At 65.6% G+C, this 23,384-nt stretch carries 18 protein-coding genes and 1 pseudogene; 16 read left to right on the top strand and 3 right to left on the bottom strand.

The genetic code is table 11. The features are described 5' to 3' along the window. A complete protein-coding gene (locus tag ACU4IU_RS08530; protein ID WP_420097045.1) occupies positions 1 to 456 on the bottom strand; it encodes an Lrp/AsnC family transcriptional regulator in 456 nt (151 codons plus the stop codon). A gap of 422 nt (positions 457 to 878) precedes the next feature. Here ACU4IU_RS08530 and ACU4IU_RS08525 point away from each other — a divergent pair, with 422 nt between their 5' ends. The 6 genes and pseudogenes from ACU4IU_RS08525 to ACU4IU_RS08500 all read left to right on the top strand — a co-directional run bounded on the left by ACU4IU_RS08525 (position 879) and on the right by ACU4IU_RS08500 (position 8,942). Further along, positions 879 to 1,655 (top strand): electron transfer flavoprotein subunit beta/FixA family protein, encoded by a 777-nt coding sequence (locus ACU4IU_RS08525; RefSeq protein WP_259358109.1) that lies wholly within the window; start codon positions 879 to 881, stop codon positions 1,653 to 1,655. An 11-nt stretch (positions 1,656 to 1,666) separates the two neighbouring features. Continuing rightward, the gene (locus ACU4IU_RS08520; RefSeq protein ID WP_446656439.1) at positions 1,667 to 2,644 is read left to right on the top strand and encodes an electron transfer flavoprotein subunit alpha/FixB family protein; all 978 of its coding nucleotides are present in this window, start codon (positions 1,667 to 1,669) and stop codon (positions 2,642 to 2,644) included. A 1-nt stretch (position 2,645) separates the two neighbouring features. Next, on the top strand, positions 2,646 to 5,288 hold the full coding sequence (locus tag ACU4IU_RS08515; RefSeq protein WP_446656438.1) for a cytochrome b/b6 domain-containing protein: 2,643 nt from the start codon (positions 2,646 to 2,648) through the stop codon (positions 5,286 to 5,288). A 254-nt stretch (positions 5,289 to 5,542) separates the two neighbouring features. After that, positions 5,543 to 6,893 (top strand): annotated as a pseudogene (locus ACU4IU_RS08510) (MFS transporter). Between the two features lie 68 nt (positions 6,894 to 6,961). Further along, entirely contained in the window at positions 6,962 to 8,215 is a 1,254-nt protein-coding gene (locus ACU4IU_RS08505; RefSeq protein ID WP_446656437.1) for an aminopeptidase P family protein, read from the top strand. 28 nt (positions 8,216 to 8,243) lie between these two features. Beyond that, positions 8,244 to 8,942 (top strand): IclR family transcriptional regulator, encoded by a 699-nt coding sequence (locus ACU4IU_RS08500; RefSeq protein ID WP_446656436.1) that lies wholly within the window; start codon positions 8,244 to 8,246, stop codon positions 8,940 to 8,942. Between the two features lie 18 nt (positions 8,943 to 8,960). On the opposite strand, the gene ACU4IU_RS08495 is transcribed toward ACU4IU_RS08500, so the two are convergent. Together ACU4IU_RS08495 and ACU4IU_RS08490 are read right to left on the bottom strand one after the other, a co-directional pair. After that, positions 8,961 to 10,082, bottom strand: coding sequence for a YkvI family membrane protein (locus ACU4IU_RS08495; protein WP_446656435.1), 1,122 nt, complete (start codon positions 10,080 to 10,082; stop codon positions 8,961 to 8,963). 198 nt (positions 10,083 to 10,280) lie between these two features. Next, positions 10,281 to 10,943 (bottom strand): GntR family transcriptional regulator, encoded by a 663-nt coding sequence (locus ACU4IU_RS08490; RefSeq protein ID WP_446656434.1) that lies wholly within the window; start codon positions 10,941 to 10,943, stop codon positions 10,281 to 10,283. A 136-nt stretch (positions 10,944 to 11,079) separates the two neighbouring features. Between ACU4IU_RS08490 and glyA the strand changes: the two genes are divergently transcribed. The 10 genes from glyA to dapA all read left to right on the top strand — a co-directional run bounded on the left by glyA (position 11,080) and on the right by dapA (position 23,376). Next, on the top strand, positions 11,080 to 12,471 hold the full coding sequence (gene glyA, locus ACU4IU_RS08485; protein ID WP_172172962.1) for a serine hydroxymethyltransferase: 1,392 nt from the start codon (positions 11,080 to 11,082) through the stop codon (positions 12,469 to 12,471). Beyond that, complete coding sequence (locus ACU4IU_RS08480) at positions 12,471 to 13,688, top strand: sarcosine oxidase subunit beta family protein (protein ID WP_139467722.1); 1,218 nt, start codon at positions 12,471 to 12,473, stop codon at positions 13,686 to 13,688. Before glyA ends, ACU4IU_RS08480 begins: the two co-directional genes overlap by 1 nt. A 22-nt stretch (positions 13,689 to 13,710) precedes the next feature. Continuing rightward, positions 13,711 to 14,001 (top strand): sarcosine oxidase subunit delta, encoded by a 291-nt coding sequence (locus ACU4IU_RS08475; protein ID WP_139467723.1) that lies wholly within the window; start codon positions 13,711 to 13,713, stop codon positions 13,999 to 14,001. Continuing rightward, positions 13,998 to 16,925 carry a 2Fe-2S iron-sulfur cluster-binding protein gene (locus ACU4IU_RS08470; RefSeq protein ID WP_446656433.1) on the top strand — a complete coding sequence of 976 codons (2,928 nt, stop codon included), beginning with the start codon at positions 13,998 to 14,000 and terminating at the stop codon, positions 16,923 to 16,925. The genes ACU4IU_RS08475 and ACU4IU_RS08470 overlap by 4 nt, the downstream gene beginning before the upstream one ends. Further along, positions 16,918 to 17,634 carry a sarcosine oxidase subunit gamma gene (locus tag ACU4IU_RS08465; RefSeq protein ID WP_446656432.1) on the top strand — a complete coding sequence of 239 codons (717 nt, stop codon included), beginning with the start codon at positions 16,918 to 16,920 and terminating at the stop codon, positions 17,632 to 17,634. The genes ACU4IU_RS08470 and ACU4IU_RS08465 overlap by 8 nt, the downstream gene beginning before the upstream one ends. Continuing rightward, positions 17,634 to 19,100 (top strand): L-serine ammonia-lyase, encoded by a 1,467-nt coding sequence (locus ACU4IU_RS08460; RefSeq protein ID WP_446656431.1) that lies wholly within the window; start codon positions 17,634 to 17,636, stop codon positions 19,098 to 19,100. Before ACU4IU_RS08465 ends, ACU4IU_RS08460 begins: the two co-directional genes overlap by 1 nt. A 57-nt stretch (positions 19,101 to 19,157) precedes the next feature. Further along, entirely contained in the window at positions 19,158 to 20,012 is an 855-nt protein-coding gene (purU, locus tag ACU4IU_RS08455; RefSeq protein WP_092009573.1) for a formyltetrahydrofolate deformylase, read from the top strand. A gap of 157 nt (positions 20,013 to 20,169) precedes the next feature. Continuing rightward, the gene (locus ACU4IU_RS08450) at positions 20,170 to 20,838 is read left to right on the top strand and encodes a GntR family transcriptional regulator (RefSeq protein ID WP_446656430.1); all 669 of its coding nucleotides are present in this window, start codon (positions 20,170 to 20,172) and stop codon (positions 20,836 to 20,838) included. Positions 20,839 to 20,983: 145 nt separating this feature from the next. Next, positions 20,984 to 22,495, top strand: coding sequence for a protoporphyrinogen/coproporphyrinogen oxidase (locus tag ACU4IU_RS08445; RefSeq protein ID WP_446656429.1), 1,512 nt, complete (start codon positions 20,984 to 20,986; stop codon positions 22,493 to 22,495). Next, positions 22,492 to 23,376 carry a 4-hydroxy-tetrahydrodipicolinate synthase gene (gene dapA / locus ACU4IU_RS08440; protein ID WP_376905109.1) on the top strand — a complete coding sequence of 295 codons (885 nt, stop codon included), beginning with the start codon at positions 22,492 to 22,494 and terminating at the stop codon, positions 23,374 to 23,376. Before ACU4IU_RS08445 ends, dapA begins: the two co-directional genes overlap by 4 nt. Positions 23,377 to 23,384: the final 8 nt, after the last annotated feature.

Genomic DNA, 23,384 nt, shown 5'->3' with positions numbered 1-23,384 from the left:
TCAGCCGGCGCCCGGCCTGTGGCCCTCGGCCTCATCGAGGATGAGGAGCGAGCGGGAGGACACGACGCCCGGGACTTCGTGGATGCGGCGGAGGATCACCTGCGACAGTGCGGTGTTGTCCGGGGCGTTGACCGTCACCAAGGCGTCGATGTCCCCGCTGACGGCTTGAACCTTCTCCACGAACGGAAGGGTTGCCAGGTCGTCACGGACCTGCGGCCAGGGGCGCTCGCCGATCTTGACGACGACGACCGCGGTCACGGTCATGCCGAGGGCCTCGCGGTCCACCTCGGCGGTGAATTTCCTGATCGCACCCGATTCGATGAGGGTGGTGAAGCGCTTATGCGCGGCGGAGCGGGAGATGTGGACGCGTTCGGCCAACTGGCGCACGCTCAGGCGCGAGTCCTCGACGAGGGCGGCGATGATGCTGCGGTCGATGTCGTCGAGGTCGAATGCCACGGGGCGCTCCTTCACCGTTGATGTCTGCGTCTTGCCTGCGACCTCTGCGTCCAGCCTGCCCGGATGCACTCGCGCGGAGAGGCGGCGATGGGCACCGGGAGGAATGGTCGGTCTGCTTCCCATTCTAGGGCCCCGCCTCGGCGAGGGGATGACCCCGCGTCGAGGTCCAGACGTCGACGACAGGGGGGGACCACCTCGGTGGGGGGAAGTGCACGAGGTTACGGAGTCCGACGCGCTGGACAAATTCTGTCGATCGTTCGTACAGTAACGGAGATATCTGTGGTGCCTACCACGTACCATGGGTGATGGACATGATCGGTTCTAACCCGGACCCGGTCAACGGACGGAAATCAGCCACCTGTAGATTATGAGACGAAAGTCTCACGCAGCTGGAACTGCTTCACGAACCTAAGGAGTCATCCTTGAAGATCGCGGTGTTGGTCAAAGAGGTCCCGGATACGTACGGCGACCGCAAGTTGAACTTGGAAACCGGGCTCGCCGATCGCGGCGCCTCGGAAGCCGTCCTCGATGAGATCGGTGAGCGTGCCCTCGAGGTCGCCCTGACGCAGAAGGACTCCGACGGCGACACCGAGGTGACCGTCATCTCGATGGCGCCCGATACCGCGACCGCGACGATCCGCAAGGGTCTGGCCATGGGTGCCGACAATGCCGTGCACGTGGCCGATGAAGGTTTGGCCGGTGCGGATCTCGGGCTGACCGCCGAGGTGCTCGCCGCCGCTCTGCGCCGCGGTGAGTTCGACCTCGTCGTGACCGGCAACGTCTCCACCGACGGCAACGGCGGCATGATGCCGGCGATGCTCGCCGAGCACCTCGACTACCCGCACGTGACCGGCCTGACGACCGTCGAACTGGGCGACGGCAAGGTCTCCGGCACCCGCGCGGTCGAAGGCGGCAAGCAGCAGGTCTCGGCCGAACTGCCCGCCGTCATCTCCATCACCGAGGCGCTTCCCGAGGCTCGATTCCCGAACTTCAAGGGCATCATGGCGGCGAAGAAGAAGCCCTTCGAGGTCATCAGCCTGTCCGATCTCGACATCGACGCCGAGGACCAGTCCGTGGCTCGCTCGATCATGGTCACCGTCGCCGAGAAGCCGCCGCGCGAAGCCGGCGAGAAGGTCGTCGACGAAGGCAATGGCGGAGTCGAACTCGCCGAATACCTCACCAAGAACCGTCTGGCCTAAGGAGAATCGTCATGTCAGAATTCCCGCAGGACTCCATTCTCGTCGTCCTCACCGCCGATGCCGAAGGCCAGCTGGAGAAGCCGGCCGCCGAACTGCTCGGCGGTGCCGCTGAGATCGGCTCACCCGTCGCCCTCGTGCTCGCCGCCGGCAGCGCCGACGCCGCTGCCGACAAGGCCGCCGAACTCGGCGCCGTGGCGACCCTGACCGCCGCAGCCACCGAGGGCAACCTCGGCGCCGCGGCCGTCGACGCCGTGGCCGCAGCCGCGGAGCTCACCGCTCCCGACGCTGTTCTCGTGCCCAATACTCTCGACGGTCGTGACATCGCCGGTCGCTACGCCGTGCGCAGCGGATCGGCCGTGTCCGTCGACGCCACCGGACTCGAACGCGACTCCGAGGGCATCGTGGCCAACCACTCCGTCTACGGCGGCGGCTACACCGCCTCCTCGGCCCCGACCTTCGGTGCCCCGATCGTTACCGTCCGCCTGGGCTCGATCGAGGCTCGCGCAGAAGCACAGTCCGCAAACACGCAGGCCCTCGAGGTCGCCGATTCCGGTAAGCGCTCGGCTGCGATCGACTCGTTCGAAGCCGTCGTCGAAACCTCCTCGCGTCCAGAGCTGCGCGGCGCGCAGAAGGTCGTCTCCGGTGGTCGCGGCGTCGGTTCGGAGGAGTCCTTCGAACTCGTCGGCGAATTCGCCGACACGCTCGGCGCTGCCGTCGGTGCCTCCCGTGCGGCCGTCGACGCCGGCTACATCGCTCAGTCGCACCAGGTCGGCCAGACCGGTGTGTCGGTGTCCCCGCAGCTCTATGTGGCGCTCGGCATCTCCGGCGCGATCCAGCACAAGGCCGGTATGCAGACCTCGAAGACCATCGTCGCGGTCAACAAGGACGCCGAAGCCCCGATCTTCGACATCGCCGATTTCGGCGTCGTCGGCGACCTGTTCAAGGTCGTTCCCCAGGCCATCGAATCACTGAACGAGAACAAGTCCTGATATGGCAACCTATTCCAGTTCGCTGCGCTCGGGTCTGCCCCGGGTCGAAGGCGGAGACCCCTGGCCCCCGGAGGGCACCATCGGCGAACCCTTGGAAGAGGGCGCGTCGTGGCTGCCGGAGACTGCCGAGACGGAGGAACTGGATGAAGGTTCCCCCGCCGAGGCGGCCGAGTCCGATGTGACCGAGGCTGAGGAATCGACGGGGGCAGAGGCTTCCGCTGAAGCGGAGGAGCCAACTGAGGACTCCGTTGAGGACGCCGCTGAGGAATCGGTCGATGAATCGGCTGACGAATCGTCGTCGGGTGCCGCTGTTGCGGCGGGCGTCGGCGCTGCCGGTGTCGCCGCTGGTGCTGCGGGTGTTGCCGCAGCCGGTGCCGATGACGCGGGTGAGTCAGCTGACTCGACTCCTGCCGGTGAGCCTGAGGCCGACGCCGCTCCCGCGGCCGAAGTGCCTCTGCGCCGCGGCCTGCCGCGCGTCGAGGGCGGAGAGCCCTGGCCGCCGGAAGGTCTTGCTCCTGCAGGAGTGAAGGCTACCGGTACCTCAGCTGCTCCCGTTGCGTCCGCTGAACCGTCGGCTCCGGAAGAGACTGCAGTCGAAGAGGATGTCGCTGTCGAGGATTCGACCGAGGACGCGGCGCCCGCTGAATCGGACGAACAGTCCTCGGCTGCCCCGGCTGCCGCTGCCGCGACGGCTGGTGCCGGAGTGGCTGCCGGCGCCGCCGTCGCCGCTTCCGGTTCGGACGATGAGTCGGCTGCCGCAGAATCTGCCGCCGCCGATGCTCCCGCTGCCGAATCGGCTCCTGCCGCCGAGGTTCCACTGCGTCGCGGTCTGCCGCGTGTTGCCGGTGGAGAGCCCTGGCCGCCGGAAGGCTTCGCGCCCGCCGGGGCCAAGGCCGCAGGCGGATCCACCGCCGGCACCGCTGCACCGGCAGCGGCCGCTTCCGCTCCTGCCGAGAGCCCTGCGGAGGAAGCCGCAGGACAGGCCGACTCTGCCGAAACCGCTCCGGCTGAAACGTCAGCCGATTCCACGTCTGAATCCTCGTCCGCTGCTCCTGCGGCGGCCGCCGCAGCTGGTGCTGGCGTTGCCGGTGCCGGTGTGGCTGCAGCAGCCGCGAACGGCTCGGGCTCCGGAGAACTCTCCGATGTACCGTTGCGCCGCGGACTTCCCCGCACCGCCGGGGGAGACCCCTGGCCGCCGGAAGGCTTCGCTCCAGCACACGCTGCCAAACCTGCCACAGGCTCGGCCGCCGCTTCGGCTCCGGCTGAAGAGAAAGCCGCCGGCGCCACGCCGACGGGTGCCGAATCTGCCGACGAAGCGCAGGCGCCAGCAGAGACGAAGCCGGATGCGAAGCCGGCTGCAGCTGACGAATCCGGTGAGAAGAAGCCCCAAGGTCGACGCACCGGAATCGGCGGCGTCGGTGCCGGCGCGGCAGCCGCAGGTGCGGGAGCCGCTGCCGGTGCAGGTGCCGCAGCAGCGGGAGCCGCCTCGGCGTCGGAGAAGAAATCCGACGAAGCCGAGAAGAAGCCGGCCCAGCGCAAGCCGATGGCTAAGCCTGCGGCGAAGACCGCGGACAAGCCGGCCCAGCGCAAGCCGATGGCCAAGCCCGCAGCGAAGTCGGACGACAAGGCTGCGGCTCGCACCGCGGACAAGCCGGCCGCGAAGACGGCACCGGCTGCGAAGGCCACATCGTCGAGTTCGGGCAGCACCGCCTCGGCGAAGCCTGCAGCGAAGAAGGAACCGGTCATGATCGGTTCGAAGTCGCTGGGACAGTGGTCCAAGCTCGTCGGACTGGGACTCGGCGGACTCATCGTCGTGGCCGGGATCCTCATCCTCGCCGCGCGCGGTGTCACGACCCTGCCGGGCGTGCCGGAGTTCCTCGAACGCTACCCGGGCGAATACCACATCCCGGAATTCGTCGAGCCCGGCTTCCCGGGCTGGGTGCGGTGGACGCACTTCCTCAACATCTTCTTCATGGTGCTCATCATCCGTTCGGGTCTGCAGGTGCGTCACCAGCAGAAGCCGCCGGCGTTCTACACCCCGAAGAAGGGTGGGAAGAAGATCAGCATCAACCTCTGGCTGCACACGAGCCTCGATCTGCTGTGGCTGGCCAATGGTGTGGTCTTCGTCGTGCTGCTCTTCGTCTCCGGGCACTGGGCGCGCATCGTGCCGACCAGTTGGGAAGTGTTCCCCAACGCGCTGTCGGCGGCGCTGCAGTACGGAACGATGGAATGGCCGATGGAAGATGCATGGGTCAACTACAACGCTCTCCAGCAGCTGATGTACTTCATCATCGTGTTCATCGCCGCTCCGCTGGCCGCGATCACGGGTGTGCGGATGAGCGAATGGTGGCCGAAGAACGCTTCGACGCTGAACAAGATCTACCCGGCGCCGCTGGCACGGGCGATCCACTTCCCGACGATGCTGTTCTTCGTGTTCTTCATCCTCGTCCACGTGTTCCTCGTGTTCACGACCGGACTGCGGCACAACCTCGGCTACATGTTCGCGGGAACCGAGATGCTCGGTTGGGCCGGACTCGTCTGGTTCCTCATCGCGATGGTCGTGGTCGTGGCCGGTTGGTTCGCGGCCAGGCCGCTGCTGCTCGCCCCGATCGCGAATCTCTTCGGACGCGTCTCGAGCAGGTAGGCGACGCCGCTCGCATCAGGGAAGCCCCGCACGATCGAATGGTCGTGCGGGGCTTCGCTGTGTCGGGGCGTAAAGTCCAATGCCCTGTCGGACATGCGGTCCGGCAGGGCCTTTCGCCTGCCGCTTTCTGATTGCGCGCAGTTCTGAGCAGAAATCTCTTGACCGGGTGACCGGGACACAATAACCTTTAATGCAACGCAGTTGTAAAGAGTGCAACACATGCGTTGTCACCGTTCACAACGATGGAGAAGACAATGAAGTCCGACCTCGCTCCAGAGGACAATGACGCTGTGAAATCAGATGCGTCGGCGACCGCGCAGCCGAATATCGAGCAGAAGCGGACGCTGCGGCGTGTCGTCTCTGCGAGCTTCGTCGGCAACTTCGTCGAATGGTTCGACTACGGCGTCTACGGGTATTTTGCGACGACCATCGCGATCGTCTTCTTCCCTGAGTCCGAAGGCAATCTCGCGCTTCTGTCCACCTTTGCGGTCTTCGCCGTCTCCTTCGTCGTCCGCCCCATCGGCGGCTTCATCTGGGGTCATATCGGAGACAAGATCGGACGACGTTCCGCACTGTCCGTCTCGATTCTCATCATGTCTGTCTCGACGTTTGCCATCGGTCTGCTGCCGAGTTTCGCGGTGGCCGGATTCCTGGCGCCTGTGCTGCTGCTCGTCGTCCGCCTCGTGCAGGGCTTCTCCGCCGCAGGCGAGTACGCTGGGGCCTCGGCGTTCCTCGTCGAATACGCTCCACCACGTCGACGCGGTCTCTACGCAGCCGTCGTTCCAGCCAGCACCGCCACCGGATTGCTATTGGGATCGGTGCTCGCCGCAGTCCTCTCGTCGACGCTGAGCGATGGACAGTTGGAGAGTTGGGGTTGGAGGCTCCCATTCTTCCTTGCCGCGCCCATGGGGCTGATCGGCCGCTATATCCGAACCCGACTCGAGGACACGCCGGCATTCCGTGAACTCGCTCAGCAGGATGAAGTGATCAAAGCTCCGGTCTTCGCCATGTTCCGGGACCACTGGCGGCCCCTGGTCATCTCGATGTGCGCAGTGCTGCTCAACGCCGTCGGGTTCTATGTCGTCCTGACCTATATGCCCACCTATCTCACGACCGAGCTCGGCTACGGGGCTGCTGAAATCATTCCTCGCCACCACCATCGCTCTCGTCACGTATATCGGGTTCATCCTGCTCACCGGCCTGGCCTCGGATCGGTTCGGTCGCAAAAGGATGCTTACCATCGCGTCAGTCACTTTCATCGTCCTCACGGTGCCGGCCTTCATGCTGCTGGACGCCGGCAGCTTCACCCTCGTCGTCCTTGTCGAGATCGGACTCGGAGCCATGCTCACCCTCAACGACGGCACTCTGCCGAGCTTCCTTGCCGAGATGTTCCCGACACGTATCCGGTACACCGGGTTTGCCGTGAGCTTCAACGTGTCGAATGCTCTGTTCGGCGGCACCGCACCTTTTATGGCCACTCTGCTCATCGGCCTGACCAATTCGCATCTTGCCCCCGGTTGGTACCTCATGGCTGCGGCCGCAATCTGTCTCGGCGCCGTCATCTGTGCCAAGGAGACCTTCCATAAGCCTCTGCGCGACGTCTGAAGTCGCCCAGAACCCCACCACACCGCCGCAGCACCGAGGCGGCGGTACCGAACGAATAGGAGAAACCCATGACCACCTTTGCCGACCACGCCTCCGTCGCTGACCTTGAGCGGCTCAAGGTCCTCCATAGCGGTTCCAAGACACCACTGACCTTCTCCGATGGGGAGATGGAGCGGAGACTGACCGGGCTTCGCGCCATTATGGCCGAGAAGGAACTCGACGCAGTCGTCCTGACCTCTTATCACAACATCAAGTACTACTCGGACTTCCTCTTCACCTACTTCGGTCGCTCATATGCCATGGTCGTCACGCCCGACGACACGGTGACGATCACCGCGAACATCGATGCAGGCATGCCGTGGCGAACCAGCTACGGGGAGAATATCGTGTACACGGATTGGCGTCGTGACAACTACTACTACGCGATCCAGGAGGGCCTGCGTCAGCGCGGGATCGGCAACCCGCGCCGTCTCGGCGTCGAAGACGACAACCTGCCCCTCGAGAACCGCAACAGGCTCCAAGATGCCTTCCCTGCAGCGGAACTCGTCGACATCTCGAAGGAGTCGATGCGCCAGCGGATGATCAAGTCACCCGAGGAGATCGAGGTGATCAAGCACAGCGCTCGAATCGGCGACCTCGGCGGTGAGGCGATCAAGGCCGCCATCACCGAAGGCATCAGCGAGTACGAACTCGCGCTCATCGGCACTGAGGCGATGACTCATGAGATCGCAAGGACGTTCCCCGACCAGGAACTCCGTGATACCTGGGTGTGGTTCCAATCGGGTATCAACACCGATGGCGCGCACAATTGGGCGACGACCCGCAAGATCCGAAAAGGTGACATCCTCAGCCTGAACTGCTTCGCCATGCCGACCGGCTATTACACCGCTCTGGAGCGCACGCTCTTCTACGGAGAGCCCGATGCCCGGTCGCTCGAGCTGTGGAACGTCAACGTCGAAGTGCACAAACGCGGAATCGAACTCATCAGGCCCGGCGCTGTGTGCAAGGACATCGCCGCCGAACTCAACGAGATCTACTTCGAACACGGACTCTTCGCCAACCGCACCTTCGGGTACGGACACTCATTCGGAGTGCTCAGCCACTACTACGGGCGTGAGGCCGGGCTTGAACTGAGAGAAGACATCGACACCGTCATCGAACCGGGAATGGTCATCTCCATGGAGCCGATGATCACCATTCCCGAGGGGCAGCCGGGTGCCGGCGGATACCGCGAACATGACATCGTCGTCGTCGGGGAGAGCGGGTCCGAGGACATCACGAAGTTCCCGTTCGGGGCCGAACACAACATCATTCCGGCCTGAGGGCCTCGCCGCCGAATATACTCACACCATGTCCCGACAATCGCCTGACAACCCACGCCGCGGTGCCTCGGTCATCGAAAACACCGTCGCCATCCTGCGCTGTTTCGCGCCGGACCGGCAGGAGCTCGGTGTCACCGAGATCGCACCGCGCGTGGGGCTGCACAAAAGTTCGGTGTCGCGGATTCTCGCCTCACTCGAGCAGGAAGGGATCGTCGAACAGGCGCCGTCCAAACGGTATCGGCTTGGGCTGGGCATCATTGCGATCGCCGGGCCCCTGCTGGCCGATCTCGATGTCCGGAGAGCAGCGTATCCGATCCTGCAGTCACTCACCCAGGCCACGTCGGAGACGAGTGCGCTGATGGTATGGGACGGCGCCGAAGCGGTCACCGTCGAACAGGTGCCCAGTCCCGAGCCTGTCAAGCACACTTCCAGCCTGGGGTCGCGGTATCGGACGGAAGGCAGCGCCTCGGTGAAGGTGTTCCGCGACGCCAGCTGCGGTGCGGAACGCGCCACCGGTCCCGCTTATGCCCTCAATGATGCCGAGACCTCTCCGCACGAGGTCGGCATAGCCGCGCCCGTGTACGATCATCGCGGCGAGGTGGTCGCGGCCGTCCTCATCGCCGCACCGAAGTTTCGTACGGATGCCGCCCGCATTGCCGAGCTCGGAGATCAATGTGTGCAGGCTGCGGAGCGGGTCTCGCTGCGGCTCGGTGGCTCAAAGCGGTAACGAGGCTTCTGCGAGAGCTCAACCGGCCGTGCGGGTGGCCACCTCGCGGATCGTGCGGACGATCATCAGCGCCAGGAGGACGATGCCGACGTAGCCGTTGATGACGTAGATGATGTTGACCATCTGCGAGAACGGCAGGACGAGGCCGATGATCGTGCCGAGAACGGCGAGTGCGATTGTCACGTACTTGAACTTCTTCGTCTTGTCGTCGAAGAAGCGCGATGACACCGTCCACAGCAGCGGAATCGCCGTCGTGTAGATTCCGGCGAGGATCATCACGGAGATGAGCGCCCCGATCCACGGTCCGAGACTGCTGGCGAGAACGAGCATCGGGATCTCGGCGTCGAAGACCTCGCCGATGTTGGCCAGCAGCCCGAGTCCGACGACCATGCAGGCCAGGGAGAAGGCAATGCCTCCGACGAAGCCGCCGGCCGTGGCCTCGCGGCGGTTCTTCACGGTCTTGCCGAGGGCGGCGAGGAACGCTGCGAGCCAGAGCATGCAGAATCCGACATAGGACAGGCCGGAGAGGAACCAGTTCGACGACGCCTGAGTGACGTCGAGGCTCGGCAGGACGTCGACTCCGGTGGAGATGCCTTCGGGGTCGCGCATGATTCCATAGACACCGAGGGCGATCGCGACGATGACGATGACCGGGCCGATCTTGCCGATGACGTCGACGAGGCTGGTCAGTCCGAACCATACGGTGGCGCAGACGACGGCTGCCAAGGCGATCCCGCCGATGAACTTCGACAGTCCGTAATGCTCCTCGAAGACCGCCCCGGCACCGGCGATCATCACGGTGAAGGACAGGAAGACGAAGAGGATCGAGAAGTAATCGAAGAACGTGCCGAGGTACTTTCCGCCGTAGTAGTAGAAGACGCGTGAGGGTTTCTCGAACTGCTCCCGCCTGCCCGTGAGGAAGAGCTCGACGGCGACATAGGAGATGAGCACGAGCACCAGAAGACCGGTGCCGAAGACGCCCCAGAAGCCGTAGGACGCGTAGTACTGGAGGATCTCTTGACCGGTGGCGAAGCCCGAGCCGATGAGGAACGCGATGATCGCCCCGGCATAGGTGATGACCCGCAGAAGGCTGGTCTTCTCGGTCGTGGCCAGATGGGTGGCAGTGGAGGTCTCAGCCATGGAAGTCCTTCGTCGTTGAGGGAATGAGGTGGTCGACAGAGTCAGGTCGACAACTGATATATCACATTCAAGCACGTTAGCGTGTGTTTGTGATCACGTCAACGGATGCTGGGGTTCAGCGACGGCGTCGTTGTTGGCGCGGGCCGGGGCAGCTGGCTTCCAGCGGGGTCTGGGGCTGTGAGCGGGTGAAGTGGGACCTCAGCGCAGGGTGGAGCGGACGGTCTTGTCGAACTCGCGGACGTGCTCGGCGGCGCGGGCGGCGACAGTCTCCTCGTCGCCGTCGAGGATGGCCTCGAGTAGATCGATGTGCTCGCGGATGTGGGTGACGAGATCCGGGATCCCCGGGATGACGAGGCACCAGATGCGAGTGGCCAGGTCGTCGAGGCGGATCAGCGTCTCCGACAGGTGCGGATTGTCCACTGAGCTGTAGATGAGGCGGTGGACGTCGAGGTCGCGCTCCATGAGGGTGCGCTGCTCGTCGGTCGATTCGAGTGCCTTGAGGTCGGCGATCGAGGCCGTGAAATCCGCGCGCCGCTCCGGGGTGAGGTTGCGTGCCGCACGCCGGGCGGCGATAGGCTCGAGTGCTTCGCGCATCTCGGAGATCGTCGACAGATCGGTGAGGTCGACATTCGTGGCGAAGGTGCCGCGCCGCGGATACGACACGACGAGGTGATCGCGCTCGAGTCGCTTGAGGGCCTCGCGGATCGGCGTGCGGCCGACCTCGAGCTCGGCGCTGAGGGCCGCCTCGTTGATCGGATCGCCAGGAGCGATGTCGAGCATGATGAGACGGTGGCGGAGGATCTCATAGGCGCGATTCGCCAAGGACGTCGTCGGTGACGTCGCGTCGGCGGATGTGCTCATGAGAAGCCCCTTCATAATCTCTGCGGCAAACGTATTGCATCGGCTGGAATTCTCTGCCTACACTACAGGAACGCATCTGATATATTAGTTGCCGATCAGCTGGGAAAGGCCGATCGCGACAGGTCGAAGGAGATCCATGACAGAGCAACTCGCCAATCCCGCAGAAGCCGGCACGGCCAGTGCCCCGGCAGGCGCTTCCGCTGGGACCTTCCCCAGCCGTGAACCCGTCGAACTGAGCACCTCGATCGCTGAACTCGATCCGCAGATCGCCGGATTCATCGATGCCGAACTGGCCCGGCAGCGCGAGGGACTGGAGATGATCGCCTCGGAGAACCACACCGCCTCGGCCGTCATGGAAGCTCAAGGGTCAGTGCTCACGAACAAGTACGCCGAGGGCTACCCGGGCCGCCGCTACTACGGCGGCTGCGAACACGTCGACGAGATCGAACGCATCGCCATCGACCGCGTCAAGGCACTCTTCGGTGCCGAGTACGCAAACGTCCAGCCGCACTCCGGCGCCCAGGCCAACGCCTCGGTCATGCACGCCCTCATCCGTCCCGGCGACACCGTCCTCGGACTCAATCTCGCCCACGGCGGCCACCTCACCCACGGGATGAAGATCAACTTCTCCGGCCGCCTCTACTCGATCGTCCCCTACGGCCTCGATGCCGAGACTGGACGCGTCGATATGGCCGAGGTTGAACGCCTCGCTCACGAGCACCAGCCGAAGCTCATCGTCGCCGGCTGGTCGGCCTACACGCGACAGCTCGACTTCGCAGAGTTCCGCCGCATCGCCGATTCCGTCGGTGCCTACCTCATGGTCGATATGGCCCACTTCGCCGGACTCGTCGCCGCCGGACTCCACCCCTCACCGGTCCCGCACGCCCACGTCGTGTCGTCGACGACGCACAAGACCCTCGGCGGCCCCCGAGGCGGCATCATCCTCACCAACGATGCGGACATCGCGAAGAAGATCAACTCCGCCGTCTTCCCCGGACAGCAGGGCGGACCCCTCGAACACGTCATCGCCGGCAAGGCAGTGGCCTTCGGCTTGGCCGCCACCGACACCTTCGTCGACAAGCAGAAGCGCACCCTCGCCGGGGCCGGCGAACTCGCCCGCCGCCTGACCGAAGGCGATGTCGCCGAACGCGGAATCTCCGTCCTCACCGGCGGCACCGACGTCCACCTCGTCCTCGTCGATCTGCGTAACTCGACCCTCGACGGAGCCCAGGCCGAAGATCTGCTCGCCCAGATCGGCATCACCGTCAACCGCAACGCCGTCCCCGACGACCCCCGACCACCGATGGTCACCTCCGGTCTGCGGATCGGCACCCCGGCGCTCGCCAGCCGCGGATTCGGCAGCGAAGCATTCGCCGAAGCAGCCGACATCATCGCCGAGGTGCTCAAGGCCGGCACGGACGAAAACGGCGCGAGCCCGGAGATCATCGCCGAACTGAGCGAACGCGTCACCCGACTGGCGAACGATCACCCCCTGTACCCCACCCTCACCGAGATCGGAGCACGCTGATGGCTGACCAGCTTCCCGAACACCCCGACTTCCTGTGGCGCAATCCGGAGCCGAAGAAGTCCTACGAAGCCGTCATCGTCGGCGGCGGCGGACACGGACTCGCCACCGCCTACTACCTGGCGAAGAACCACGGAATGACGAACATTGCCATTCTTGAGAGAGGCTGGCTTGCCGGGGGCAACATGGCCCGCAACACGACGATCATCCGCTCGAACTACCTGTGGGACGAATCCGCCGCGATCTACGAGAAGTCCCTCAAGCTCTGGGAACAGCTGCCCGAAGAACTCGAGTACGACTTCCTCTTCTCCCAGCGCGGCGTGCTCAACCTCGCCCACACTCTTCAGGACGTGCGCGAATCCCAGCGCCGGGTGAACGCGAACAAGCTCAACGGCGTCGACGCCGAATGGCTCGATGCAAGCCAAGTCAAGGAAGTCTGCCCGATCATCAACATCGGCGACGACCTCCGCTACCCCGTGATGGGCGGCACCTATCAGCCGCGCGCCGGCATCGCCAAGCACGACCACGTCGCCTGGGCCTTCGCCCGCAAGGCCGATGAGATGGGCGTCGACATCATCCAGAACTGCGAAGTCACGGGCATCGAACGCATCGGCAATCAGGTCGTTGGCGTCCAGACGAACCGCGGACCGATCGCCACCGAGAAGGTCGCTCTTGCCGTGGCTGGCGACTCCTCGGTGCTCGCCGACATGGCCGGGATCCGCCTGCCGATCCAGACCCACCCGCTGCAGGCGCTGGTCTCCGAACTCTTCGAACCCGTACACCCGACCGTGGTCATGTCCAACCACGTCCACGTCTACGTCTCCCAAGCGCACAAAGGCGAACTCGTCATGGGCGCCGGCGTCGACTCCTACAACGGATACGGTCAACGAGGCGGCTTCCACGTCATCGAGGAGCAGCTGGCCGCCGCGGTCGAGCTGTTCCCGATCTTCGCCCGCGCCCATGTGCTGCGCACCTGGGGCGGCAACGTCGACGTCACCCTCGACGCCTCACCGATCGTGTCGAAGACGGAAGTCCAAGGACTCTACGCCAACTGCGGCTGGGGCACCGGCGGCTTCAAGGGCACCCCCGCGGCGGGCTTCACCTACGCACACACCATCGCGAACGACGAACCCCACCCGCTCAACGCCCCATTCGCCCTCGACCGCTTCGAAACCGGTCACCTCATCGACGAACACGGCGCCGCAGCCGTGGCTCACTGAGCGGAAGGAAAGAGACACCGACATGCTGCTCATCGACTGCCCGAACTGCGGGCCACGCGACGAAACCGAATTCCACTACGGCGGACAGGCGCACGTTCCCTACCCCGAAGACCCGCACGCCCTGACCGACAGGGAATGGGCCGAGTACCTCTTCTACCGTGAGAACAGCCGCGGCGCCTACGCCGAGATGTGGAGCCACAGCGCTGGCTGCCGGAAGTGGTTCAACGCCATCCGCGACACGGCCACCTACGACTTCACCGCCATCTACCCGATCGGCTCGCCCCGTCCCGACACGCAAGGAGAGGTTCGATGACGAACACCACCCGCCTGCACTCGGCGTCTCGTCTGCCCGGTGCCACCGGCATCGACACCGCCCGCCCGATCGACTTCACGGTCGACGGAGCGACCTACTCGGGCTTCGCCGGTGACACGATCGCCAGCGCGCTCATCGCCGCGGGCCGCATCGACTGCGGCAACTCGACCTATCTGGGTCGGGCCCGCGGCATCCTCGGCGCGGGCGTCGAGGAGTCCAATGCGCTCGTCCGCGTGCATTCCCGATTCCCCGGAGACGTCTCCGAGTCGATGCTGCCCGCCACCCGCGTCGCCATCGCCGAAGGACTCGAGGCCGACTACCTCGCCGGGCTCGGCATCCTCGATCCCGGCCAGGACGAACTGACCTACGAGCACAAACACGTCCACACCGACGTCCTCATCGTCGGGGCCGGCCCCGCCGGACTCGCCGCGGCCCGGGAGGCCGGCAAGTCCGGTGCGCGCACCCTGCTCCTCGACGACCAGTCGATTCCCGGCGGCTCGCTGCTCGCCGCGGGACCGGCCACGGCCGAAACGATCGACGACGTCGACGCCCTGGCGTGGGTCGAGTCCACCGTCGCCGGATTCGCCGAGCATGAAGAACTCACGTACGTGCCGAACACCACGGTCTTCGGCAGCTACGACTCGAACTACTTCGTCGCCCTCGAAGACCGCACCGACGCCGTCGCCGCTGCCGGTGGCCGCGGAGTGCGCCAGAAGGTCTGGCACATCCGCGCCGGTCAGGTCGTGCTCGCCACCGGTGCGCACGACCGTCCGATCGTCTTCGCCGACAACGACCGTCCCGGCATCATGCTCGCCTCGGCCGTGCGCACATACCTCGGCCGCTACGGTGTGGCCGCCGGTGACAATGTGGCAGTGACGACGACGAACGACTCCGCTTACGATCTCGTTACCGACCTCCATGCGGCAGGCATCACCGTCCCCGCGGTCATCGACTCCCGCACCTCAGCCTCGGCGATCGCCGAATCCGTCACCGCAGCCACGGGCACCCGTCTCATCCTCGGCTCCGCCGTCACCGGCACCGCCGGTGAAGGACCCGCCGGGCGGGTCAGCGCCGTCACCGTCGCCGGACTCGACGACGACGGCGTCGCAGCCGAGAACGGTGAGAGCATCCCCGTCGACCTGCTCGCGGTCTCCGGCGGACATTCGCCGGTCATCCACCTGCACGGTCAGCGCAAGGGTCCGATCCACTGGAACGTCGACATCGCTGCCTTCGTGCCGACGACCTCAGTGCGTGACCAGTTCACCGTCGGCGCAGTGACCGGGGACTACTCGCTCGAAGCGGCTCTGCGGCAGGGCGCCGAGGCGGGGAACCAAGCGGCGAACCGCACCGGCTTCCCGGCCGCGCTCGCCGTGCCCGCAGCCTCGGCGATGGCCTATGCTCCGGCCCGTCCGCTGTGGCTGGTCACCTCGGCGCAGGACGATCACGCGAACCTGAGCACTCACTTCATCGACTTCCAGCGTGACCAGACCGTCGCCGATGTGCAGCGGGCGATGGGCGCGGGCATGCGCTCGGTCGAGCACATCAAGCGCTACACCTCGATCTCGACGGCGAACGATCAGGGCAAGACCTCAGCGGTCAACGCGATCGGCGCGATCGCCTCGGTGCTGGGGGAGGCCGACGATCTCGGTCAGGTCGGGCACACGACCTTCCGCGCCCCCTTCGCACCGGTGCCCTTTGCGGCGCTGGCCGGACGGCGCAAGGGCGAACTCTTCGACCCGGCCCGGGTCACCTCGATCCATCCCTGGCACGTCGCCCACGGTGCCGAGTTCGAAGACGTCGGGCAGTGGAAGCGCCCCTGGTACTACCCGAAGCCGGGCGAGGACATGGAGGCGGCGGTGCTGCGCGAGGGCAAGGCCGTGCGCGAATCCGTCGGCTTCCAGGACGCCTCGACGCTCGGCAAGATCGAGATCCGCGGGAAGGACGCCGGGGAATTCCTCGGCCAGATCTACACGAACGGCTTCAAGAAGCTCAAGGTCGGCAAGGGCCGGTACGGGCTGATGTGCAAGCCCGACGGAATGGTCTTCGACGACGGCGTGACCCTGCGCGTGGCCGAGGACCGCTACTACATGACGACGACGACCGGCGGGGCGGCGACCGTCCTCGAATGGCTCGAGGAATGGCACCAGACCGAATGGCCCGACCTCGACGTCGTCTTCACCTCGGTGACCGAACAGTGGTCGACCGTCGCCGTGGCCGGACCCCGGTCCCGCGATGTCATCGCCAAGGTCGCACCGAACCTCGATGTGTCGAACGAGGCCTTCGAGTTCATGGGCTTCCGTGAGACCACGCTGGCGAACGGCATTCCCGCCCGTATCTGCCGGATCTCGTTCTCCGGAGAGCTCGCCTTCGAGATCAACGTCGATACGTTCTACGGGCTGAGCGTCTGGGAAGCCGTCGCCGAGGCGGGTGCCGAATTCGACATCACCCCGTACGGCACCGAGGTCATGCACGTGCTGCGTGCTGAGAAGGGCTTCATCATCGTCGGGCAGGACACCGACGGGACCGTGACCCCGCAGGATGCGGGTATGGAGTGGATCGTCTCGAAGGTCAAGGACTTCATCGGCAAACGCTCCTACTCCCGGGTCGACACGGCCCGCGAGGACCGCAAGCACCTCGTCGGAGTCCTGCCGGTCGACGGTACGACGCGTCTGGCCGAGGGCGCCCAGCTCATTGCGGCGGGCACGCCCGTTACACCGGAGGACGGTCCGGTGCCGATGATCGGGCATGTCACCTCGTCGTATATCTCGCCGAGCCTCGACCGGCCGTTCGGTCTCGCACTCGTCGAGAACGGCCGCAACCGCGAAGGTGAGATCGTCAAGTCTCCCTTCGGCGACACCCTCGTCGACGTCGAGATCACCTCGCCCGTCTTCTACGATCCGGAAGGAAACCGCCGCGATGGCTGACACCACCTATTCCACACTTTCCGCCACGACGGCCGCGGCAGGCACCACCCACGCCGGCACCGGGTCGAGCGGACTCGATGACCTGCGGGTCTCGCCGGCCGCGCACCTGGCCGGGCTGATGTCCGAGGCGAGTGCCGCCGGCGGCCGCAGCGTCGGCCTGCGCGAACTGCCCTTCACGGTGCAGATCGGCCTGCGGGCACAGCCTGACTCCGCATCGTGGAAGTCACTCGAAGACACATTCGGTCTCAGCCTGCCGCGCAGCGTCGGCGAAGTCACCGGTGATCCGGCGGCTCAGCACGTGCTGTGGCTGAGCCCCGACGAGTTCCTCGCCGTCGACGTCTCCCGCGAGCAGCAGCCGGGAGAGACGATCGTCGCCGAGGCAGGACTCGAAGGACTGCCGGGACAGGCCGTCGACCTCTCCGCCAACCGCACGATCCTCGAACTGACGGGGCAGAAGGCCCGCGAGGTGCTCGAGAAGAGCTGCCGCGCCGACCTCCATCCCCGCGCCTTCGGAGTCGGGTCCGCGATCGTCACGGCGCTGGGTCCCGTGCCGGTCATCCTCCACCACAGCGGTGAGGACACGTACCGCATCTACCCGCGGGCGAGCTTCGCGGACTTCACGGTCCGTTGGCTGCTCGATGGAATGGCGGAGTTCCTCGACAGCGTCGATGCCAGCGGAGCCTCGGCGCGTGAAGAGGACGTCGGCTGATGGCACTCGGGGTCCTCGATCTGTTCTCGATCGGCATCGGCCCCTCCTCCTCACACACGGTGGGGCCGATGCGTGCAGCCTTGCGATTCGTCGACGAACTCGAGGGGCAAGGTCTCCTGCACCGGGTGCGTCGGGTCCGGGTCGGACTCTATGGTTCGCTGGCCGCGACCGGCATCGGGCACGGTTCGGATTCGGCGGTGCTCGTAGGTCTGAGCGGTTTCGATCCCGAAACGCTCGACCCCGACCAGGTGGGTCCGCTGGTCGCCGAGGTGAAGATCCAACGCAAGCTCCACCTCGGCGGGCGTCTCGTCATCGAATTCGAACCGGAGACGGATCTCGTCCTGCACATGCGGAAGAATCTTCCCGGCCATCCCAATGGGATGCTCATCCGCGCCGAGGTCGATGATGAGGTCATCGAGCGCGAGTACTACTCGGTCGGTGGGGGATTCGTCGTCACCGCCGAGGAGCTCGCGGCCGAGAAGGACGCTGCGGAGACGATCGAGGCGTCTGAACAGGCCGGGCGGGAAGTCGGTCGGACGATTGATTTCGCCACGGCCGATGAACTCCTCGCCCGCTGCCGCGAGCATGGGCTGAGCATCGCCGAGCTCATGGCCGTCAACGAACGCGTGACCCGCAGTGATGAGCAGCTGCGGGAGAAGCTTTTGGCGATCTGGGCGGTGATGCGCGAATGCGTGCACAACGGGTGCACGCGGGAGGAGACGACGCTGCCCGGCGGGCTCAAGGTCCGCAGGCGCGCCCCCGAACTGCGGGCGAAGCTCGAAGCGGCGGACTACCGGGCATCGGGTTCCCTCGACGCCCTCGAATGGGTCAACCTCTATGCCTTGGCCGTCAACGAGGAGAACGCCGCGGGCGGGCGGATCGTCACCGCTCCGACGAACGGGGCGGCAGGCATCATCCCCGCAGTGCTTCATTACATGGACCGGTTCGTCACCGGTGACGGGACGGCTGGCGCGGATGCGAGCTCAGACGACGGAGCTGGCACCGCCGCTGGTGCGAGTGCTGCCGACGATGCCGTCGTGCAATTCCTGCTCACGGCCGGGGCGATCGGGATCCTCTTCAAACGCAATGCGTCGATCTCCGGCGCCGAGGTGGGTTGCCAGGGGGAGGTCGGATCGGCCTGTGCGATGGCTGCCGCAGGCCTGTGCGCCGTACTCGGCGGAACTCCCGAACAGGTGGAGAACGCCGCGGAGATCGGACTCGAGCACAACCTCGGGCTGACCTGCGATCCCGTCGGCGGGCTCGTCCAGGTTCCGTGCATCGAACGCAATGCCATCGCCTCGGTGAAGGCGATCAATGCGGCCCGGTTGGCCATGCACGGCGACGGCTCCCACCGGGTGAGCCTCGATCAGGCGATCGAGACCATGCGGCAGACTGGAGCCGATATGAAATCGAAGTACAAGGAGACATCGCGCGGCGGCCTCGCCGTCAACGTCGTCGAATGCTGAGCACCATCCCGACCTCGCACCACACAGACCTTGCCCCACGGACAGAAGGACACGGACATGCAGGACTACATCTTCACTCTCGAATGCGCCGAGCGCCCCGGAATCACGCATGCCGTGACCGGTGCCCTGCTCACCCACGGCGGAGACATCAAGGAACTCAAACAGTTCGATGACCAGTCGACTCAGCAGTTGTTCCTGCGCATCGACTTCAGCGTCTCCGACGAGCCCGGCAATGGTGTCGAGGCTCTGCGGACCGACTTCGAAGCGATCGGCGAGGAGTTCGGCGCGACCTGGCAGCTGTGGCCGCAGGGGGAGAAGCGGCGGGTGCTCATCATGGTCTCGAAGTTCGAGCACTGCCTCAACGACCTGCTCTTCCGCGCCCGGGTCGGCGAACTGCCGATCGAGATCGCCGCGGTCGTCTCGAACCACCCCGACCACCGTGAGCTCGTCGAATGGCACCACATTCCCTTCTTCCGGATCCCGGTGACGAAGGAGACGAAGCCCGAGGCCGAGGCGAAGCTGCTCGAACTCGTCGACCGCTTCGAGGTCGACCTCGTGGTGCTCGCCCGCTATATGCAGATCCTCTCCGACGACCTCGCCCGCGAACTCACCGGACGGGCCATCAACATCCACCACTCGTTCCTGCCGTCCTTCAAGGGGGCGAAGCCCTACCACCAGGCGTGGGAGCGCGGAGTGAAGACCGTCGGGGCGACCGCGCACTTCGTCAACAGCGAACTCGACGAGGGCCCGATCATCGCTCAGCAGCTCGTCGAGGTCGACCACGCCTTCACCCCCGAAGACCTCGTGGCCGCCGGCCGCGATGCCGAGTGCAAGGCGCTGTCCAACGCCGTGAAGTGGCACTGCGACGGCCGTGTGTTCCTCTCGGGCAAGAGGACGATCGTCCTGCGCTAGAACCGCTTTCGCGCCGACCGCTCAGGTTGCCGTCGCTGTACCGCGGTATGCGGCGAGCGGTCGACGGCAACCTGAGCGGTCGGCGTATCCATGGTGCCGAGGGGACGGAGGCCATGAAACCACTGCATGCTGCCTCGGCGTGGATAGACTGTCGACTATGAGCGAGACCCAGACCGAAATCGGCCCGCGCATCGGCGACCAGGTGTTCGAAGCGCTGCAGGCGAGCATTCTCTCCGGCGAGTATTGCAGCGGAGATCGACTGCGGATACGCCAGCTCGCGGCGTCCCTGGGTACGAGCGTCATGCCCGTGCGGGAGTCGCTGGCCCGCCTCGAGGAGGTCGGGCTCGTCGAGACCAGCCCGCACCGCGGGGCCGTGGTCAAGGAATTCACCGCCGAGGAGCTGCTGCAGATCTATTCCGTGCGTCGAATCCTCGAGGTCGAAGCGACGGTCCAGGGCACGCAGAAGCTCGATGCGGCGGGCCGGGCGCGGCTCGATGAGGAGTTCGCGGCGATGGAGGCGGCTCTCGACTCCGGCGATGCCTCGGAGTATCTCGACCACGACGAGGAGCTGCTCGCGACGATCTATTCCGCCTCGGGCAATCCCGTCCTCGTCGAGACGATCCGGACCCTGTGGCTGCGCTGCCGGGCCTACAAACTCGTCGGCGCCAGGCGGGAGATCGCGGCCGATGCCAAATCGCCGCTGCTCAAGCACCAGCGTCGACTCATGGATGCCGTCGACGCCGGCGATCCGGGGGCGGCCGCCGAGGTGACCGAGGAGTCCTTCGACGATGCCGTCCGCCGCATCCGTGCCGGGTTGGGCGCTTGAAGGGCCGGCAAGTGCGGGCCCGAAGAAACTCCTGAAATCGGATGTGATCAAACACTTGCGGAAAAATGTGATCACATCCTATTCTGAGTGCAGTTGATCTGCGTGAAGGTGCGCGGACGCTCAGAGTAGAGAGGGGGTGCTCCCCATGAAAGATGCCGTCATCGTCGGCGGCGGACTCGCCGGACTGTCAGCAGCATGGCGACTGCGCAATTGGGATGTGACGCTGCTGGAATCGGGTTCCCGAGTCGGCGGTCGGATCCGTTCGGAGAACCGCGGACGCTATTTCCTCAACTGGGGCGGACACATGTTCGCCGGAGGCAAGACAGCGACGAATTCCCTTATCACCGAGACACAGACCCGCTCGTCGGAGATCCCCGGATCGCTGTCTGCGGTGTCGATGAACGGCAAGCTGCTCATTGACGGACCCGTCCAGTCGTATCCGTTCCGGATCCCGATGTCGTTGAAGGACCGCGCATCGATGATCAAGGCCGGGGTCAAGGTCTCCGCCGACGTCCTCCGCTACGCCAACGCCGTGCGACTGCGCCCGAACGAGAGCTCGGAGATGCGTCAGCAGAGGATCTACGACTTCGAGAACGACCGCTCGTTCGCCGACTACATCGGGGAACTGTCCGAAGACGCCGAGGCGATGTTCCGGCCCACGATCACCCGCTCGGCAGCCGACCCCGATGAACTCGCCGCCGGTGCCGGCATCGGCTACTTCAGCCTCGTGTGGAACATCGGGCAGGGTCTCAACCGCAGCATCGGCGGCGGGCCGTCCAACCTCGTCGAGTCGATCGCGGCTCCGCTGCAGGAGAACATCCAGCTGGATGCGAAAGTCTACGAGATCGTCCATAAGAAGGACCATGCCGTCGTCCGCTATCGGCAGGACGACATCGACCACGAGATCGAGGCCCTGTCCGTCGTGCTCGCCACCCCGGCCACCGTTGCACACAAGATCGCCGTCGACCTGCAGGAGGATAAGCGCGAGGCGCTCGGGCAGATCGTCTACGGTCCCTATGTGTCCGCGGCGTTCCTCACCAACGAGACCGAACCTCAGCCCTGGGACCGGGCCTACGGGATCGCCACACCAAAGCGCTCCTTCAACGTGGTGATGAACCAGGGCAACATCGTCCGCGGCACGGAATCGGAGCGTCAGCCGGGCGGAAGCATCATGACCTTCTCTCCGGCGAGCCTCGCCAGGAAGCTGCTCGACCAGGACGACAAGGACATCCTCGACACCTACATCGGCGACCTCGACGAGGTCCTGCCCGGGTTCGCCGGCATCGTCGAAGAGGCCCAGGTTCAGCGGTGGCGCACCGGCGCACCCTACTGCTTCCCGGGCCGCGGCAAACTTCAGCCGACACTCAACGCGCTTTCCGGGCGGGTGTTCCTCGCCGGCGACTACATGGGCACCCTGTACACGGAGACCGCCATCAGCTCCGGCTTCACTGCCGCACAAGAGGCCGCGAGCATTCTCGTCACGGCGCGCCAGACCCGCCGGCACCACCCCGTCCAGCATCCCAACGAGAACGAACCGCCTCGACATGAGGCGAGGACCACCTCGGCGGGGGAGAAGTCGAGCACCACCCCGGCATCTCAGACAAACACTGCATCTCAATCAACCAACGCTTCTCAGACCCTTATGGAGACATCATGACCACCCAGCTGCGCGGCGTCCTCACCGCACTCACCACCCCCTTCGACACCGAAGAGAACATCGACTTCGAGGCGCTCGGCCGCATCGTCGACCGGTCGATCGACGGCGGAGTCGACGGACTCGTCGTCGGCGGTTCGACCGCAGAATTCGCCACCATGACCGGCGAGGAGCGGCAGACCATGCTCGAATTCGTCATCGAACGCACAGCCGGGCGCGTGCCGATCGTCGCGCAGACGGGAGCCACCTCGACGCGGGAAGCCATCCGTCACTCCCAGGCGGCGCAGGCGGCCGGAGCCGATGTCCTCATGATCGTCACACCGTACTACGAGCCCCTGACGCTGGCCGAGACGATCGACTACATCAAGACCGTGGCCGCGGCCGTCGACATCGACGTCATGCTCTACAACATCCCTGCGGCCACCGGCGTCAACCTCGACCCCGGCACAGTGAGGCAGCTCGCCGAGGATGTCGCGAACATCCGCTTCATCAAGGACTCGAGCGCGAACTGGGAACAGGCACTTCAACTCATCCACCACCACAGCGACGTCATCTCCACCTTCATCGGCTGGGACAGTTACATCTACTCCGGCCTCGTCGAAGGCGCGGCCGGAATGGTCGCCGGAGCCGCGAACGTCCTGCCGTCTGAGATCGTGTCGGTGTCGACGAAGATCGCCGACGGCGACCTCCACGGGGCCCGCGAGGAGTGGCAGCGGCTCTACCCGGTCATCGACGCGATGATCTCAGAACCGTTCATCCAGGCGGTCAAGACCGGCCTCGAGCTGCGCGGCGTCCCCGTCGGTTCACCGAGGCGGCCCCTGGCCGACACCGATCCCGACGCCCGGGAACGGATCAAAGCGGCACTGGCCACCCTCGGCAGCTGAGCACAGGC

It is taken from the genome of Brevibacterium sp. CSND-B09 (assembly GCF_052906525.1).
The sequence above is the reverse complement of the archived record's forward strand: the minus strand, read 5'-3'. Positions and strand labels throughout refer to the sequence as shown.